The following is a 15,861-nucleotide window of genomic DNA, read 5'->3' as shown; positions in this document are numbered from 1 at the left end:
TTAATAGTGGCATTTACCACATTCTAAACCTCCCATTTGCGCTGCAGTCAATTTGTCTACACCGTATTTCTTAGAAAGTTCATCATGAATTTTAGTATAGTACTCATTGCCTTCCATTTTAACATCCGTTTTTCTATGGCAATCTATACACCAACCCATTGTTAATGGAGCAAATTGTTTTTGAATTTCATACTCTTGAACCGGACCGTGACACGTTTGACATTCGATTCCGGCAACAGTTACGTGTTGAGAGTGATTGAAATAAACGAAGTCAGGTAAATTATGAATACGAACCCATTTTACAGGCTGCGTTTTTCCGGTATAACTTTGAGTTGTTTTATCCCAACCAACCGCAGTATATAATTTTTGGATTTGCTCATCATAGAATGCTTTACTGTATTCCGGAGTAGCAGTAGTTTCAGCAACTTCACCAATATTCTTATGACAGTTCATACAAACATTCAAAGAAGGAATTCCAGCATTTTTACTGACTCTTGCAGCAGAGTGACAATATTTACAGTTAACTTCATTATCTCCGGCATGAATTTTATGCGAGAAATGAATAGGCTGAATAGGCTGATAATTCTGGTCTACACCAATTTGCATTAAATACCCATATACAAAATAACCACTCGCCAAAAGCAAGAATATTGCCGTAACTAAAACCAAAAACTGATTTCTGGCAAATGCTTTCCATATAGGAGTTGTTGGAGCTTTTGGAGCTGTCTCGATACCGTTTGCTTTTGCCACTTTAGATAAAACCTTGTTTACCAAAAATAACATCACAACCAGAATAACCATAACAAGCGCCAAAGCACCTAATATAATATTGTTTGAAATTCCGCTGTCTACAGCAGGCTTACCAGGAACTTCAGCACCACCAGGTCCTGGAGCAGCAACTTCAGCTTTAGGCTCTGAAGTATACGCAATGATATTATCAATATCACCATCTGACAATTGAGGAAAAGCAGACATTACAGCCTTATTATTTTCTTCAAAAACCTTAACAGCCTGAGCATCGCCAGATTTAATTAAGTCTGAACTATTACGAACCCACTTATGAAGCCATGCAGCATCATATTTAGCAGACACCCCCCTAAGAGCAGGACCTGTTGATTTAGCATCAAGTTTGTGACATGCAGCACAGTTTGCGTTAAAAAGCTCTTTACCCTTTACTGGGTCTGCACTTTGCGAAGTAGCTGAAGCATCCGGAGCTGAAGCATCGGCCGCAGGTGTAGCTTCTTGAGCAAATGAAGTAAAGGAAAAAGATAGCATCAAAGCTATGCTAAAAAATAATTTCCTTGAGATCGAATTATGGTTACCCACCTTTTTCATATAGTATAATGATTATCTACTAAAAATTGGCACAGTTTTTTCTAATTGAATTATAAAAACTGATCCTTTATTTAAAAACTTGGACAAAAATACGACTTAAGAACTATTCTCAAAACCTTAAAATAGTCTTAATTTCAATTTATATCAATTCTAAATAACATTTAGTATTTGCTATCAATCATTAAATAGTACTTTTGCACAAAAACAATCACATTATGAGAATTTTAGCCCTTAGAAAAGCATTTTTTATCTCTCTTACCTTATTTATTTCCTATTGTAATGCAAACGCTCAAGACGGAAACATCAGAGTAAATCAAGACTCTAAATTTGAACAATTATTGAATGAAAAGAGAAAAACAAATGTTACAAACACTGTAAATGACTATTATAAAATTCAAATTTTCAGTGGAGACAGCGAAAAAGCAAAAAAAACATTGAATGATTTCAAGCAAGAATTCAGAGACATAGATGGTACTATTACATTCTTCACTCCGAATTACAAAGTTTGGGTTGGGAATTTCAAAACACGAATTGAAGCAGAACGAAATCTTATTGAAATTAAAAAAAGCTACAGCAATGTACATTTAATAAAGCCTAACAAATAAAAGCGTACCGTTTTTAAATTTATAAGCTATCGCTACAATTCCTTTTTTCACATAAGAAAGCCATTCATCACGAATGGCTTTCTTCTTTTTATTTCATTGTGAATACTCCTCATTGTAGGCACGGTTTGCAAAACCGCCATCGAACCGCTGAAACATCGGCACCATCGGATTTTTTAGACCGCTTGACGTCATCACTCAGACTTAGCTCGGGTTTTAGACTACAATACCATTTAATTTTTGGATTATTGTTATTGAAGCAAATGCAAGATTGACCTCAAATAAAAAATTATTGCCAAATTCGGCTAAACTTGTTTTGTACAAGGTGTTTATAGCAATCAAATCAATCTTTTTTATGTTGTTGCTCCGTGTGATTTTGATTTCCGTTAATCGTATTATCTCCCACGTTCATTCCGTTTGACATTCCGATCATAAATGCCGTAATAATTAGGATAATTTTTCTTTTTGCCCAATGAATAGGGCGTTTAGATTGCTCCAAACGTGTTTTATTAATGTGTTTATACATTTTGTAAATGATAAATGATTAGACATTTGTTTTATCATCTTATGCATTGAATTGCATAAATGCTTAGAAAAGAAATTTTCTAGGCTATGTATAAACTTTCACAGGAGTGTCTTGAAGTAATCATTTCATTTATGAAGACGTGTTGCATTGTAAATAAACTTACTTTTTGATACAGCAGCGTTCGTAATTTTAGAAGAACCCGAATTTGAAGATTATAAACATCTTTAAACTTAAGGTATGTTAAGAAAATTGAATATGAAGTCTTTTTAGACGACTTTATCTGATTGAACAGGTATAATTTGGAACTCTTATAACTCCATTCTCTTCTGATAATTACGTTCGAGAATTGATAATAATCTACTGAATTTGATGGAGAATCTAAAGCACCATCATTAACCATCAGGCCAAAAGCCAGAAAGAGTGAAATCAGATATTTTAAATACTTTATCAATTTAATTCGAATTATTAATTTTAGTGATTTATTGTACAACGGTTAGCTGCTTTGAGATGGCGGTTGAGTTCGTAACCTTTCAATTTTCGGCTTTGTAGAAAAGTTAACGCGAAACGGCAATTCCACTAAAACCCCACTATATCAAAACCGCTGTTGGGCGTCTGGCGTTATTTTCAGCCTGTTATTTAAATCGTATTTGCAAATTCAACTTGAAATAATATTGTCCGTTTTCTTCAAATATTTTTCCAAAATCGTGTCGAGTACTACTTGCAGTTTCAAGCTTTGTATTTACAAATAAATAGTCTTCAAATTGGTTACGGTTGTAAATATGGTAGCACAAAATATCTCCGTTTTCTTTTACAACTAAATATCCACCTGTTGCATCATAAATTCCCGTCCAAACCTTTGAAGGTGTCATTCCTAAAGCAACATCAGTCAAGAAGCGTTTTACTTTATAGTCGTAAAATGTATGTGCAAATTGAGTGTCGTAGTTTAATGGATTTGATTTGTTGATGTTTTCGGTTAAGTCTTTTATAGAACTTAAAGCTGACGTGAAAAACGTCTTAATAATTTCTGCTACAATGTTTGGTAATAAACTGTCAATAAGCACTAAATTATTTTTAAAAACATCTTGTTCAAGCGTTACGAATTTTAATTTTCCACCTGCGTTTTTTACCGCTTCAATTCTGTCTTTAATTTTACTTCTTGTATCAATTTCGTTGATTGCTTTTATTTCGCTTTCAGTTGGTTTGAAATCCAAAATTTGATAAATAAAATTGGTCGTTTTTCCAGCATTTAAAAGTGTGGCATCACCGCCTAATTGGGATTTAATACTAAAGCCTAATTCTGCTGTTTGGTTTGTTCTTTGGTCGTGAATTACAATTATTTCTTGAAAATATTATGGTAGTGATAATCTAAAAATTCTTTTGATGGAAAGAATTTATTAGGTAAAATAATAGACTGATTTTCGTATTTTAAAAATAAATCGGTGACGGCATTTTCTTTAGAAAAATCTTTAAAATAATCAGATAGTTTAATTTTAAAATCGGGTGTAATTGTAATAAAACCTTTATCGAATGCTTTATCGTGAATCGAATTTAAACATAATCCATTGTGGGGATTTAATCTATTATTTTCATCTTTTGACCAAGGTACTATATGACTTGAAACTAAAAAATCTGGAATTGATAATCCTGTAATGCAACATTTTTGATTGTATGATGATAAAATTGTACTTCTAAAAAATGATTGGTTAACTCTTGCCTTAATAATTGTTTCTCTTTCTTTCCCTTGTGGTAAATTTTCTAAATCGAAATCTGCAATTTCTTCAATTGCTTTATTTTGGAATTTAGCAATCAATAACTCGCTTTCATAGGCTAATTTCTCCCAATTTCCGTGAAATTCATTCCAAATATCTTCTTCAAGTTTACTTCCATTTACTAAACCAACTATTCCTTGCTTTTTTAATTCTGGGTCTAAACGTCCAAAATTCCCAACTTTCATATTTAAAGCAGAAGGTGAGCGACCTATAATATTGGCATATTTAATAATTACAGCATTCGTTTTACTACTGCTTTTAAATGGTATTTTACAATAAACATTAAACGCAACAATAGTTTCTTCTCGTGTCCAATTATTAGTGTTTGCCATTTTTATTTATTTCAATTACTTCGAGATTATCTACACAATAATCAGATAATATTTCGTCAAAAAGTTGATTAGAAAAATCAGAACAACCTAATAAAATTGTTCTGAAAATTTCAATTCTATCATCGGGTGTTAACTCATTTAGCTTTTCATCATCACGAAAAAACTTCATAAAATCTTCTCTTGTGATTGATTTGTAATTTTCCATATTATGCTACGGTTTGCGTTAGGGATTGAAGTGGAAATCCTTTTTGAGAGGAACGAACAAAAAGATTGCAACGGAAAGCCCGACCCGATAGGGAAACGCCCAAATCGAAACCGTCAGGAATATAAGATTTAGTTTCTTCTTTTGTGATGTCGCCAAATGGAGTTTCTCCGAAGTTGGCTCGGTATGTTTTCTTTGCTTCTTTATCCCATTCGCTTGTAAACACGCATTTGCCTCCCAAATTTTGCATAGCCAATCTAAAACCGCCAATTCCGGCAAATAAATCTATGAATTTGAATTTAGGGTTTTCTATTGGTGGAAAAGGGATTGAAAAAGTGTCGAAAATACCGTATTGTAAAGCTTCTTCGGCTACTAAATTTGTAATGGTTTCCTCGGGATATTTGTATTGTAAAATCTCTTTAGTGTATTCTACGGCATCTTTTTTATAGAATTTAGAAACTCCATTTTTGCTGTTGTGCATATAATGGGTCAGAACCGCTTCCTTATTGCATTCAGGTTCTACAATTCTAACTCTGAATTGTTTTCCTTTAATCTCTTCGAGCGATATTTTTTCTTTTAAATCCATTTTTGCTTCGTTAATTGCATTTTCAACTTCTATGGCGCAATTTAGTAAATCTTTCTCGATGTCTTTACCCCAAAACCTTAAAGTTGTCCATCCATTTTCTAACAATTTTTGGTTGACTTCTTTATCACGTTCAATATTACGTTCAATTTTTTTAATCCAAAATTCTTGATTGGTTTTGAGTCTGTTTTTATTTTCTTCCCAATCTTTTCCGTGCCAAAATTCTCCGTCCACAAACACAGCAATTTTTAGTTTTTTGAATGTTAGATCGGGTTTTCCAAAGACGGTTTTGTCGTTTTTTCGGTAACGATGCCCTCGGGCAAAAAGAAACTTCGCTAAAGCAACCTCGATTTTTGTACCTGTCGCTTTAACCGCTTGCATATTTCTTCTTCTTTGCTCTTCGGTCAACTTGTCCATAGATACAAAGTTACGGCATTTCTGTTGTTGGACTATTTGAGAAGTTAAAGTTTTGTCGGTTGGTTCTGTTTGCGCACGGTAGTCTTACACTTGCCATTAACTCATAAATACACGCAGGTTTATAAAACCGGAACATATTCAAAGTATTGATTTTTTAATTATTTGAGAAATTAACTTAAAAAACACTGCTATGCAGTATACTTTCTAATTTGTTTTATTCGAAATCAAATATAAACTATTTTTCTTATAAAAATATTGGAGGACAACTTATTTAAAACGCATTAATAGGTCTTGAAAAAGAAAAACTTCCTCATTATTGATAAAGGTCTTGTGCTCGCGTTAGAGATAGGAGCTAGCTACCCTGTAGCGCGGATAGCCCGACAGCAGCTAGGAAAAAGGGCAATGACCGGCATGTTGCTGGCTCTTTTTTCTAGCTGGTGCCACGCCCATATAAAACCCAAAGGACTCTCGATGCTCTCCAACTCACCACTAGCGTTAATTAAAACATACCAAAACTAAAAAATCCCGACGAATCGGGATTTTTGGTTTAAAACATATTGAAATTCTATTTCAGTTTCTTTTTAACAGCTACTTCATGGTACGACTCAATAACATCTCTTTCTTCGATGTCGTTGTATCCTTTTACTTGAATACCACAATCGTATCCTTTAGCTACTTCTTTCACATCGTCTTTGAAACGTTTCAGTGCCAAAAGTTCTCCTGTGAAGACAACTACACCTTCTCTAATAATTCTCATTTTAGCGCTTCTGACAATTTTACCGTCCATTACCATACAACCTGCAATTGAACCCACTTTAGAAATTTTGAATATCTCTCTAATCTCAGCAGTACCCAGAATTTCTTCTTTCATTTCAGGAGCTAACATTCCTTCCATTGCATCTTTCAAGTCATCAATAGCGGCGTAAATAATAGAGTAGTAACGGATATCTATTTCTTCTTTGTCTGCTAATTGTCTTGCATTTCCAGCAGGACGAACATTAAATCCGATGATAATCGCATCTGAAGCAGAAGCCAACATTACGTCAGTTTCAGTAATTGCTCCAACACCTTTATGGATAATATTGATTTGAATTTCTTCAGTAGATAATTTAGAGAACGAATCAGACAATGCCTCAACAGAACCATCAACATCTCCTTTAAGGATAATGTTCAATTCTTTAAATTGACCCAATGCAATTCTACGTCCAATTTCATCCAATGTAATATGACGTTGTGTACGTACGGATTGCTCACGCATCAATTGAGAACGTTTTGAAGCAATTTGTTTCGCTTCTTTTTCGTCTTCAAAAATATTGAACTTATCACCCGCAGTTGCTGCTCCATCAAGACCAAGAACTGAAACCGGAGTCGAAGGACCCGCAACAGTTACAATATTCCCTCTTTCATCATGCATGGCTTTAATTTTACCATGATGCTTACCAGCCAACATATAATCTCCAATTTTCAACGTTCCGTTTTGAACTAATATCGTAGAAACATATCCTTTTCCTTTATCAAGGAAAGCTTCAACAACAGTTCCAGAAGCCGCTTTATTTGGATTTGCTTTCAAATCTAAAAGTTCCGCTTCTAACAATACTTTTTCTAATAATTCTTTAACACCTGTTCCTACTTTCGCAGAAATATCATGTGATTGAATTTTTCCACCCCAATCTTCTACCAGTAAATTCATACCGGCTAATCTTTCTTTTACTTTTTCAGGATTAGCATTTGGCTTATCAATTTTATTGATAGCAAATATGATAGGAACTCCAGCTGCTTGAGCATGGCTAATTGCTTCTTTGGTTTGCGGCATGATGTCATCATCAGCAGCAATTACAATAATAGCAATATCGGTAACTTGAGCACCACGCGCACGCATCGCAGTAAACGCTTCGTGACCCGGTGTATCTAAGAATGCGATTTTTTGTCCGTTATCCAACGTTACTCCGTAGGCACCAATATGTTGTGTAATTCCTCCAGACTCCCCTGCAATTACGTTTTCTTTACGAATGTAATCCAGTAACGATGTTTTACCGTGATCGACGTGACCCATTACCGTTACAATTGGCGCTCTGAAAACTAAATCTTCTTCTCTGTCTTCAACAACCTGAATTGCTTCTTCGATGTCTACAGTGATAAATTCAACTTCATAACCAAATTCATCAGCAACGATAGTCAATGTTTCTGCATCAAGACGTTGGTTCATGGTAACCATGATTCCAAGTGACATACACGTACCAATAACTTTAGTAATTGGCACATCCATCATGATAGCAATTTCACCTACAGTAACAAACTCAGTAACCTTAATAGTTTTACTTCCTTCGTCAATGGCTCTTTGCTCATCATCAGATTTCTGACGGTGTGTATCTCTTTTATCTCTTCTATATTTAGCCGCTTTAGATTTACCACCTTTACCTTGCAGTTTTTCTAAAGTCTCTCTAATTTGGTTTTTAACTTCTTCTTCGGTAGGCTCCACTTTTGCAACAATAGCAGGTCTGTTTCCTTTTACAAAACCAGGTCTAGCGCTTCTGTTTGCATTGAATCCACCGCCACCAGTATTAGGTGTAATCTTGTTAGGATTTGGCGCACCAGGAACTCCCGGTGTTGCAGGCGGTCTTGGAGCGCCCGGTTTAGGAGCAATCCTTTTACGCTTATTTTTATTTGCATTGGCTGCAGCCGAACCTGGAGCACCCGGTTTATTCGGAGTGATTTTCGGTTCTTCTTTTTTCTTTTTCGGTTTGTTGAATTGAGATAAATCAATTATCTGCCCCGTTAAAGTAGTTCCCGATAGTTTTTGATATTGCGTAGTGATGGTTTCATCAACAGGCGCTTCATCAACTTTAACTGCCTCGGGTTTTGCAACCACTTTTGGTTCAGCAGGAACTTCTTTAGGAGTTTCTGTTTTAACCTCTTTTATCCCAACAATAGGTTTTACCTCTTTTTTGTCTGAAACAGGTTTCTCAGTTGACGGTTTTTCAGTTGACGGTTTCTCAGGTGAAACTTCTTTTGAGACAGCTTTTACTTCAGGTACATCAGCTACTGGAGCCTCTGTTTTTTCAACAGCTTTTACAGGCGCAACGATGGAAGGTTTTTTTGGATTAAGATCAATCTTACCCACTTGAACCGGACCAGCTATAACTGCTCTCGCTTTTATAACCTCTTGTTGTTTTACGCGCTCTTCCTCAATTTTACGTTTGTCTTCGATTTCTTTCTCTCGTTCTAAACGCAAAGCTTCTTTTTCTTTTCTTTTCTCTTCCCCTACTTCTTTAGAAGCCTCCTTATTCCCTTTGTCACCTGCAAACTGACCGCACAAGACATTGTATACATCATCAGAAATTTTTGCGTTTGGATTTGCTTCAATAGCAATCCCCTTATCTTTTAGATAATCCACAGCTCTTTCTAAAGAAATATTCAATTCCCTTAAAACTTTGTTTATTCTAATAATTCTCTCTTCAGACATAAAACCTTTTTATTATTACCTTTTTTGTTATTCCTCACTTTACTCCCAACTCGATACCTACCGAGCAAGAATTCATTGTAAAGTGGCATGTTTATCGTTGAAGATACATTTGACTAACTGTCAAATTCTTCTTTCAATATTCTCATTACATCCAGAATCGTTTCCTCTTCCAGGTCTGTTCTTCTTACTAAATCTTCTACATCTTGTTTCAAGATACTTTTTGCTGTATCCAAACCAATTTTTGCAAATTCTTCAATAACCCAGTCTTCAATTTCATCTGAAAACTCAGTTAATTCAACATCATCCTCATCAGCAGTTGCACCAGCAACATCACCTTCACGAATAACGTCTAATTCATAGCCTGTCAATAAACCTGCTAATTTAATGTTGTGTCCGCCACGACCAATAGCTTTTGAAACTTCTTCAAGCTTCAAGAAAACTTCTGCTCTTTTTGTCTCTTCATTTATCTTAATCGAAGAAACTTTAGCAGGACTTAATGCTCTCGTTATATACAATTGTATGTTACTTGTATAATTGATAACGTCGATATTTTCGTTTCCTAATTCACGAACAATTCCATGAATACGAGATCCTTTCATACCCACACAAGCTCCTACCGGATCAATTCTGTCGTCATAAGAATCTACGGCTACTTTTGCTTTTTCACCTGGTATTCTCACCACTTTTTTAACCATGATTAAACCGTCAAATACTTCAGGAATTTCTTGTTCAAATAATTTTTCCAAAAACTTCTCAGAAGTTCTAGACATAATAATTTGAGGTTTATTTCCTTTTAATTCAACGCTTTCTATTATTCCTCTAACATTATCTCCTTTACGGAAAAAGTCAGAAGGTATTTGTTTTTCTTTTGGTAAAATAATTTCATTCCCTTCATCATCAACCAAAATCACAACTCTTGGACGCACATGGTGCACTTCAGCAGTATAGATATCACCTATTAAATCTTTAAATTGTTTGTAAAGATTCGTGTTATCATGTTCATGGATTTTAGAAATCAAATTCTGACGTAAAGCTAAAATTGCTCTTCTTCCCAAATCAATTAATTTCACTTCTTCGGAAACTTCTTCACCAATTTCGAAATCAGGTTCTATTTTTCTAGCTTCAGTTAAAGTGATTTCAAGATGATCAAAATCTAAGTCTTCATCCGCAACGATCACTCTTCTTTGCCATATCTCCATATCTCCTTTATCAGGATTTATAATGATATCGAAATTATCATCTGAACCGTATTTTTTCTTCAATGCATTTCTAAATACATCTTCCAAAATTGCCATAAGCGTTACACGATCAATAAGTTTATCATCTTTAAACTCTGAGAATGAATCGATTAATGCTAAATTTTCCATGCGAATTCTTTAATTAAAATGTTACTGTAACAATTGCTTCTTTTATATCTACGTAAGGCAATTTAAGTTCTTTTTGAACTGTTTCTTTCCCTTTTCCTATCTTTTTAGGCTCTCTTGCTTTCCAAGACAAAATTACAAAATCATCATTAGCATCCACTAATTCTGCTTCAATAATTTCAGTCGAAGTCTTCACAATCAATGTTCGACCTATATTTTTCTTGTATTGTCTTACTAATTTTAACGGAGAACCAACTCCTACCGAAGCTACTTCTAAAGAGTAATCTTGTTCCTCTCTGTCCAAATTATTATCAATGAATTTACTCACATCTATACAATCTTGAAGCGCCACTCCATTATCGCCGTCCAAAGTCACAATAACCTTGAAAGCATCAGTAATGACAAGGTCTATCAAAAAGATTGACGGCTTTTCTAATAGGCCTTCGGTCAACAACGTATTTACTTTTTCTTTAAATGTCATATTTTTTATAAAAAGAGGGGACATTTAGTCCCCTCATTATCTAGATTTTAATAAATAACGGTGCAAATATAGTGTTTTTTTTATAAACTAAAATAATCGATTGCTGTAAAATAATTTCTTATCTTTAATGTAGCATTAAAATAACAATTTTCATCATAATTTAACGCTTTATAGTTATGAAACGAATTTTAGTCCCTACCGATTTTTCTGAACACGCAGAACACGCATTAAAAGTGGCCGCCATAATTGCGAAAAAAAACAATTGCGAAATCTTTTTGTTGCATTTATTAGAATTGCCTAACCAGATGAATGATGCCGTAACCGGCGGAAGCAGCATACCCGAAGTAATGTTGTTTATAAAAAAAGCAAACGAAACACTCCAAAAAATCAAGGAACAGCCCTATTTAAATGGAATTTCAGTAAACGCATCCGTACAATTCGAAAGAGCTTTCAGCGGTATTTTATCTTTTAATAAAAAAAATGAAATTGATTTAATTATCATGGGCTCACATGGAACTTCAGGCATAGAAGAAGTACTCATCGGATCCAACACCGAAAAAGTGGTACGACTCTCAGAAATCCCGGTACTGGTTATAAAAAAGAACATTCGTGACTTTAAATTCAACAACTTTGTGTTTGCTTCTGATTTTTCGAAAGAAACCAAAAAACCTTTCAAAAAAATGATAGAATTTGCCAAAATATTTAATGCAAATCTATACTTAGTCATGATTTGCACGCCCAATAGCTTTAAAACCACCAAAATGTCCGAAGAAATAATGAAAAAATTCATTGACTCTTTTGAGGTCGAAAATTACTCCACACACATTTACAATGACGTTAATATAGAAAATGGAATTATCAATTTCACCAATAGCATTGATGCCGATTTAATAGGTCTTTGCACACATGGAAGAACAGGATTCGCTCATTTTTTCAATGGAAGCATCAGTGAAGATCTGGTAAATCACACCGTTAAGCCAGTGATAACTTTCAAGATTTAATTAATCCAAAAAATAAATCAAAACAGCCTAAACACGACTCTCATAGCCACCACAGGCATTTCAATAAATTAAACTCCAAAAACAATCTGCTGGATTTATTGCATAAAAAAACCTCTCAATAAATGAGAGGTTTTACGTTGGTCTACAAGGACTCGAACCTTGAAAGACTGCACCAAAAACAGTTGTGTTACCATTACACCATAGACCAGCATTGCTGCTAAGCGAGTGCAAATTTAAACTAAATTTTAGTTTGTACAAATTTTTTTTGCCTTTTTATGAAAAAAAATTCGTTTAAAATTCAAAATAACTTCAAAAACCTTTAGAATCAATGCGTTATTAAATTGTAATACTTTTCCAGAAAATAGTGTTAATGCTAACAAGTTTAAACAAAAAAACATTTTCTTTGTAACTCAAAATTAAATTAAATTTTAGTACATGGATAAAGCAGCATTCAATTTCAATAAATGGAATACAATTATTGGTTGGCTTACATTTGGAATCGCATTATTAACATACACTTTAACTGTTGAACCCACCATGAGTTTTTGGGATTGTGGCGAATACATAGCCACAGCTGCAAAACTTGAGGTTGGCCATCCCCCGGGAGCGCCTTTATACCAGATGATTGGTGCCTTTTTCGCCATGTTTGCTTCAGATGACACACAAATTGCATTAATGGTGAATATGATGTCTGTATTCTCGAGTGCATTTACCATTTTATTTTTATTTTGGTCTTCCTCTATAATTTTAAAGAAACTGATTTCAAGATTTTCTGACCCGAGCCAAAAAGGCGAACAGGCGGAGCAAACAAATAAATACAATGACATTGTTATTCTTGGAAGTTCATTCGTTGGAGCTTTAGCCTATACTTTTTCTGATAGTTTTTGGTTCAATGCTGTTGAAGCCGAAGTATATGCCATGGCATCTTTATTTATTGCCTTATTATTTTGGTTGGGTTTACGTTGGGAACAGGACATGGACAAACCCAGAGGAAATAAATGGCTTTTAATCATTTCTCTTGTTGTTGGACTTTCATTCGGGGTCCATTTCATGGCACTATTAACAATTCCAGCGATAGGTTTCCTTTACTTTTTCAAAAACTATAAAGTAGTTACCCTCAAAAGTTTCATCATTGCAAATGTTGTTGTTATTGCCATTTTATTATTTATATTCAAATTACTACTCCCTATGACTATGGGATTCTTTGGCAAAACCGAAGTTTTTATGGTCAACAGTTTAGGATTGCCGTTTGACTCAGGAACAATATTTGTAACCATACTACTTGTTATTTTGTTTTATTTTGGTTTAAAATACACCAACAACAAAGGATTAGCAACATCCAATACGCTAATTTTATGTGTGCTTTTTATCCTGATTGGTTTTTCTACTTGGACAATGTTACCGATACGTGCCAATGCAAATACGGTAATCAACGAAAACAAACCCTCTGATGCAGCTGAAGTTCTTGCGTATTACAATAGAGAACAATATGGTGTAAATCCTTTGTTTTATGGTCCTCAATACACAGAAGGTTTTGCTGGTTTAGACAAAAACAATCCTTACCTGGACAAAGCGCCCAATTACGAAAGAGATTATAAGACTGGGAAATATATTATTACGAATAATTTCAAAAATGCCGAGCAAAATACGGATGACAATCAAAAAACTATTTTGCCAAGAATGTGGAGCGGTGATCACATCGAGAACTACATGAATTTTACAAATCCACCTCAATTCAGATTAAATCCTGATTATCCGTACGAGGATGATTTAGCCAAATACGGCATCGATCCGAGTCAATTGAGTGAGGAAGATTACAACAAAGCGATTGCTCAGCTAAAAAACGAAACCGAAAAAATAATAACTGAATTCAGACAAGCTTACGCTCAAAAACAAATTGACAACGAAGGTTATGTTACGTTCCTGAAAAGTTATGGTGATTATTTAATTGTTGAAAAACCAACAACTGCTGACAATTTAGGATTCATGGTTGAATACCAGTTTGGCTACATGTACTGGAGATACTTGATGTGGAATTTTGTTGGTCGACAAAATGACATTCAGGGAAAATACGACTATCTGGATGGCAACTGGCTTAGTGGCATAACTTTTATAGACGAACTCCATTTAGGAAGTCAAGACAATTTACCTTCGGATGTATTGAACAACAAAGGTCGAAATGTATATTTCTTTCTACCGTTTATTCTCGGCTTAATCGGTTTAATGTATCATGCCAATAAGGATTTGAAAAGTTTCTATGTACTACTCGCCTTATTCCTTTTTACCGGAATAGCATTAAAAATCTACTTAAACGAAAGACCTTTCGAGCCTAGAGAAAGAGATTATGCCTTAGTTGGTTCCTTTTATGTATTTGCCATTTGGATAGGCTTTGGTGTTTATGCATTGTACGAAAGTGCCACGAAATATTTAGCCCCAAAACTGGCAGGCCCAATTATTATCGCAGCCAGTTTATTGGCAGCTCCGGTTCTTATGGCTTCTCAAAACTGGGATGATCACGACCGTTCCGGAAAACATACTGCTGTTGCAATGGCAAAAGCATATCTGGAATCATGTGATCCAAACGCTATTTTATTCACAATTGGCGATAATGATACGTTCCCGCTTTGGTACGCACAAGAAATCGAAAAAGTGAGAACGGATGTTAAAATTGTAAACACGAGCCTTTTCATGACGGATTGGTATATCGATCAGATGAAAACTAAAACATACGAATCAGATCCTTTGCCTATTTCATTTACACACGATCAATATGTAGGAGACAAACTGGACTATGTAGCTCACATTCCAAAAGTTGAAAGTCGTTGGGATATAAAAGATTTTATCAATTTTATCAAAAATCCAAAATCAACTGTAGACATGCAAAACGGACAAACAATCCATTTTTACCCTACAAACAAAATCAGAATCCCTGTTGACAAAAATATAATTATACAAAACAAAGTAGTTAATCCTAAACACAATGATTCTATTGTGCCTTACATTGACTTGGATATCAAAGGAAATGCATTGTACAAAAACAGATTGATGATGCTTGATATTGTTGCTAATAACAATTGGAAAAGACCAATCTATTTTAGCGGTGGTGCATTTGACAGTGAAGATTATATCTGGATGAAAGAGTATCTTCAATTAGAAGGAATGGTTTACAAACTGGTTCCAATAAGAACAGCGCTACCAAAAGATGCAAGTCCTCTTGATATGGGACAAATAGATTCTGATAAAATGTATGCTAAAGTTATGAAATGGGATTGGGGTAATGGCGAAAGTCCAAAAATTTATCACGACCCTGAAACCCGTAGAAACAGCATAACCTACAGAACCAACCTTTCCAGATTAATGAATCAATTAATTGTTGAAGGACAAAAAGATAAAGCAAAAAACATTATCGATTTGGCAATGACAAAAATGCCGTTGGAATATTTTGACTATTATTCATTACTAGAACCTTTCGCTGGCGGATATTACAAAATCGATGAGAAATTAAAAGCACAACAATTGTTGAGCAAATTAATACTAAAATACAGAGAGAACCTTAATTATTATGGCAATCTAAAATCTTCTGAGCAAACTAGCATTGCCATTCCTATCATCACTGATATTGAGCGATACAGAAGTCTTTTAACGGTAATGAAAGAAAATGGCGATTTAGATTTTTATAATAAAAATAGAATTGTATTCAATACTTACATTAAAATGTTTGACCGCTTTGGACGCGAAAAAGAATAACTTCAAACAAAAAAGATTCTGATTAGAAAAGGTAGCGAT

General features: G+C 34.4%; 13 protein-coding genes and 1 tRNA gene. 4 read left to right on the top strand and 10 right to left on the bottom strand.

The window, feature by feature from the left end:
* Positions 1-1,335 carry a c-type cytochrome gene (locus tag E0I26_RS02810; protein ID WP_131914970.1) on the bottom strand — a complete coding sequence of 445 codons (1,335 nt, stop codon included), beginning with the start codon at positions 1,333-1,335 and terminating at the stop codon, positions 1-3.
* A 215-nt stretch (positions 1,336-1,550) separates the two neighbouring features.
* Here E0I26_RS02810 and E0I26_RS02805 point away from each other — a divergent pair, with 215 nt between their 5' ends.
* On the top strand, positions 1,551-1,940 hold the full coding sequence (locus tag E0I26_RS02805; protein WP_131914969.1) for an SPOR domain-containing protein: 390 nt from the start codon (positions 1,551-1,553) through the stop codon (positions 1,938-1,940).
* Between the two features lie 340 nt (positions 1,941-2,280).
* Here the strand turns inward: E0I26_RS02805 and E0I26_RS02800 are convergent, their stop codons facing one another.
* The 5 genes from E0I26_RS02800 to vsr all read right to left on the bottom strand — a co-directional run bounded on the left by E0I26_RS02800 (position 2,281) and on the right by vsr (position 5,766).
* Positions 2,281-2,463: a hypothetical protein gene (locus tag E0I26_RS02800; protein WP_131914968.1), complete on the bottom strand. Its 183-nt coding sequence runs from the start codon at positions 2,461-2,463 to the stop codon at positions 2,281-2,283.
* A 632-nt stretch (positions 2,464-3,095) separates the two neighbouring features.
* Entirely contained in the window at positions 3,096-3,791 is a 696-nt protein-coding gene (locus E0I26_RS02795) for an HpaII family restriction endonuclease (RefSeq protein WP_262712046.1), read from the bottom strand.
* A gap of 5 nt (positions 3,792-3,796) precedes the next feature.
* Entirely contained in the window at positions 3,797-4,564 is a 768-nt protein-coding gene (locus E0I26_RS02790; protein WP_131914967.1) for an HNH endonuclease, read from the bottom strand.
* Positions 4,551-4,769, bottom strand: coding sequence for a hypothetical protein (locus E0I26_RS02785; protein WP_131914966.1), 219 nt, complete (start codon positions 4,767-4,769; stop codon positions 4,551-4,553). Before E0I26_RS02785 ends, E0I26_RS02790 begins: the two co-directional genes overlap by 14 nt.
* Before the next feature lies 1 nt (position 4,770).
* Positions 4,771-5,766, bottom strand: coding sequence for a DNA mismatch endonuclease Vsr (gene vsr, locus E0I26_RS16685; RefSeq protein ID WP_131914965.1), 996 nt, complete (start codon positions 5,764-5,766; stop codon positions 4,771-4,773).
* 291 nt (positions 5,767-6,057) lie between these two features.
* Here vsr and E0I26_RS02775 point away from each other — a divergent pair, with 291 nt between their 5' ends.
* The gene (locus E0I26_RS02775) at positions 6,058-6,285 is read left to right on the top strand and encodes a hypothetical protein (protein ID WP_131914964.1); all 228 of its coding nucleotides are present in this window, start codon (positions 6,058-6,060) and stop codon (positions 6,283-6,285) included.
* Between the two features lie 46 nt (positions 6,286-6,331).
* Here the strand turns inward: E0I26_RS02775 and infB are convergent, their stop codons facing one another.
* The 3 genes from infB to rimP all read right to left on the bottom strand — a co-directional run bounded on the left by infB (position 6,332) and on the right by rimP (position 11,074).
* Positions 6,332-9,229, bottom strand: a complete 2,898-nt coding sequence (gene infB / locus E0I26_RS02770) for a translation initiation factor IF-2 (protein WP_131914963.1) — start codon at positions 9,227-9,229, stop codon at positions 6,332-6,334.
* Between the two features lie 113 nt (positions 9,230-9,342).
* The gene (nusA, locus tag E0I26_RS02765) at positions 9,343-10,596 is read right to left on the bottom strand and encodes a transcription termination factor NusA (RefSeq protein ID WP_131914962.1); all 1,254 of its coding nucleotides are present in this window, start codon (positions 10,594-10,596) and stop codon (positions 9,343-9,345) included.
* A 13-nt stretch (positions 10,597-10,609) separates the two neighbouring features.
* A complete protein-coding gene (gene rimP, locus E0I26_RS02760; RefSeq protein WP_131914961.1) occupies positions 10,610-11,074 on the bottom strand; it encodes a ribosome assembly cofactor RimP in 465 nt (154 codons plus the stop codon).
* Positions 11,075-11,250: 176 nt separating this feature from the next.
* Here rimP and E0I26_RS02755 point away from each other — a divergent pair, with 176 nt between their 5' ends.
* Complete coding sequence (locus E0I26_RS02755; RefSeq protein WP_131914960.1) at positions 11,251-12,075, top strand: universal stress protein; 825 nt, start codon at positions 11,251-11,253, stop codon at positions 12,073-12,075.
* A 137-nt stretch (positions 12,076-12,212) separates the two neighbouring features.
* On the opposite strand, the gene E0I26_RS02750 is transcribed toward E0I26_RS02755, so the two are convergent.
* Positions 12,213-12,283: transfer RNA gene (locus tag E0I26_RS02750), tRNA-Gln, on the bottom strand.
* A gap of 227 nt (positions 12,284-12,510) precedes the next feature.
* On the opposite strand from E0I26_RS02750, the gene E0I26_RS02745 reads away from it, so the two are divergent.
* Positions 12,511-15,822, top strand: coding sequence for a glycosyltransferase family 117 protein (locus E0I26_RS02745; RefSeq protein WP_131914959.1), 3,312 nt, complete (start codon positions 12,511-12,513; stop codon positions 15,820-15,822).
* The last annotated feature ends 39 nt before the right edge of the window (positions 15,823-15,861 follow it).

Source organism: Flavobacterium rhamnosiphilum (genome assembly GCF_004349195.1).
GTDB classification, from domain to species: domain Bacteria; phylum Bacteroidota; class Bacteroidia; order Flavobacteriales; family Flavobacteriaceae; genus Flavobacterium; species Flavobacterium rhamnosiphilum.
This window is presented reverse-complemented; position numbering and strand designations above follow the sequence as displayed.

Excerpts from the sequence above, each read along its gene's own strand:
- E0I26_RS02810 (WP_131914970.1), bottom strand. The coding sequence starts at position 1,335 with ATGAAAAAGGTGGGTAACCATAATTCGATCTCAAGGAAATTATTTTTT.
- E0I26_RS02805 (WP_131914969.1), top strand. The coding sequence starts at position 1,551 with ATGAGAATTTTAGCCCTTAGAAAAGCATTTTTTATCTCTCTTACCTTA.
- E0I26_RS02800 (WP_131914968.1), bottom strand. The coding sequence starts at position 2,463 with ATGTATAAACACATTAATAAAACACGTTTGGAGCAATCTAAACGCCCT.
- E0I26_RS02790 (WP_131914967.1), bottom strand. The coding sequence starts at position 4,564 with ATGGCAAACACTAATAATTGGACACGAGAAGAAACTATTGTTGCGTTT.
- E0I26_RS02785 (WP_131914966.1), bottom strand. The coding sequence starts at position 4,769 with ATGGAAAATTACAAATCAATCACAAGAGAAGATTTTATGAAGTTTTTT.
- vsr (WP_131914965.1), bottom strand. The coding sequence starts at position 5,766 with ATGGACAAGTTGACCGAAGAGCAAAGAAGAAGAAATATGCAAGCGGTT.
- infB (WP_131914963.1), bottom strand. The coding sequence starts at position 9,229 with ATGTCTGAAGAGAGAATTATTAGAATAAACAAAGTTTTAAGGGAATTG.
- nusA (WP_131914962.1), bottom strand. The coding sequence starts at position 10,596 with ATGGAAAATTTAGCATTAATCGATTCATTCTCAGAGTTTAAAGATGAT.
- rimP (WP_131914961.1), bottom strand. The coding sequence starts at position 11,074 with ATGACATTTAAAGAAAAAGTAAATACGTTGTTGACCGAAGGCCTATTA.
- E0I26_RS02755 (WP_131914960.1), top strand. The coding sequence starts at position 11,251 with ATGAAACGAATTTTAGTCCCTACCGATTTTTCTGAACACGCAGAACAC.
- E0I26_RS02745 (WP_131914959.1), top strand. The coding sequence starts at position 12,511 with ATGGATAAAGCAGCATTCAATTTCAATAAATGGAATACAATTATTGGT.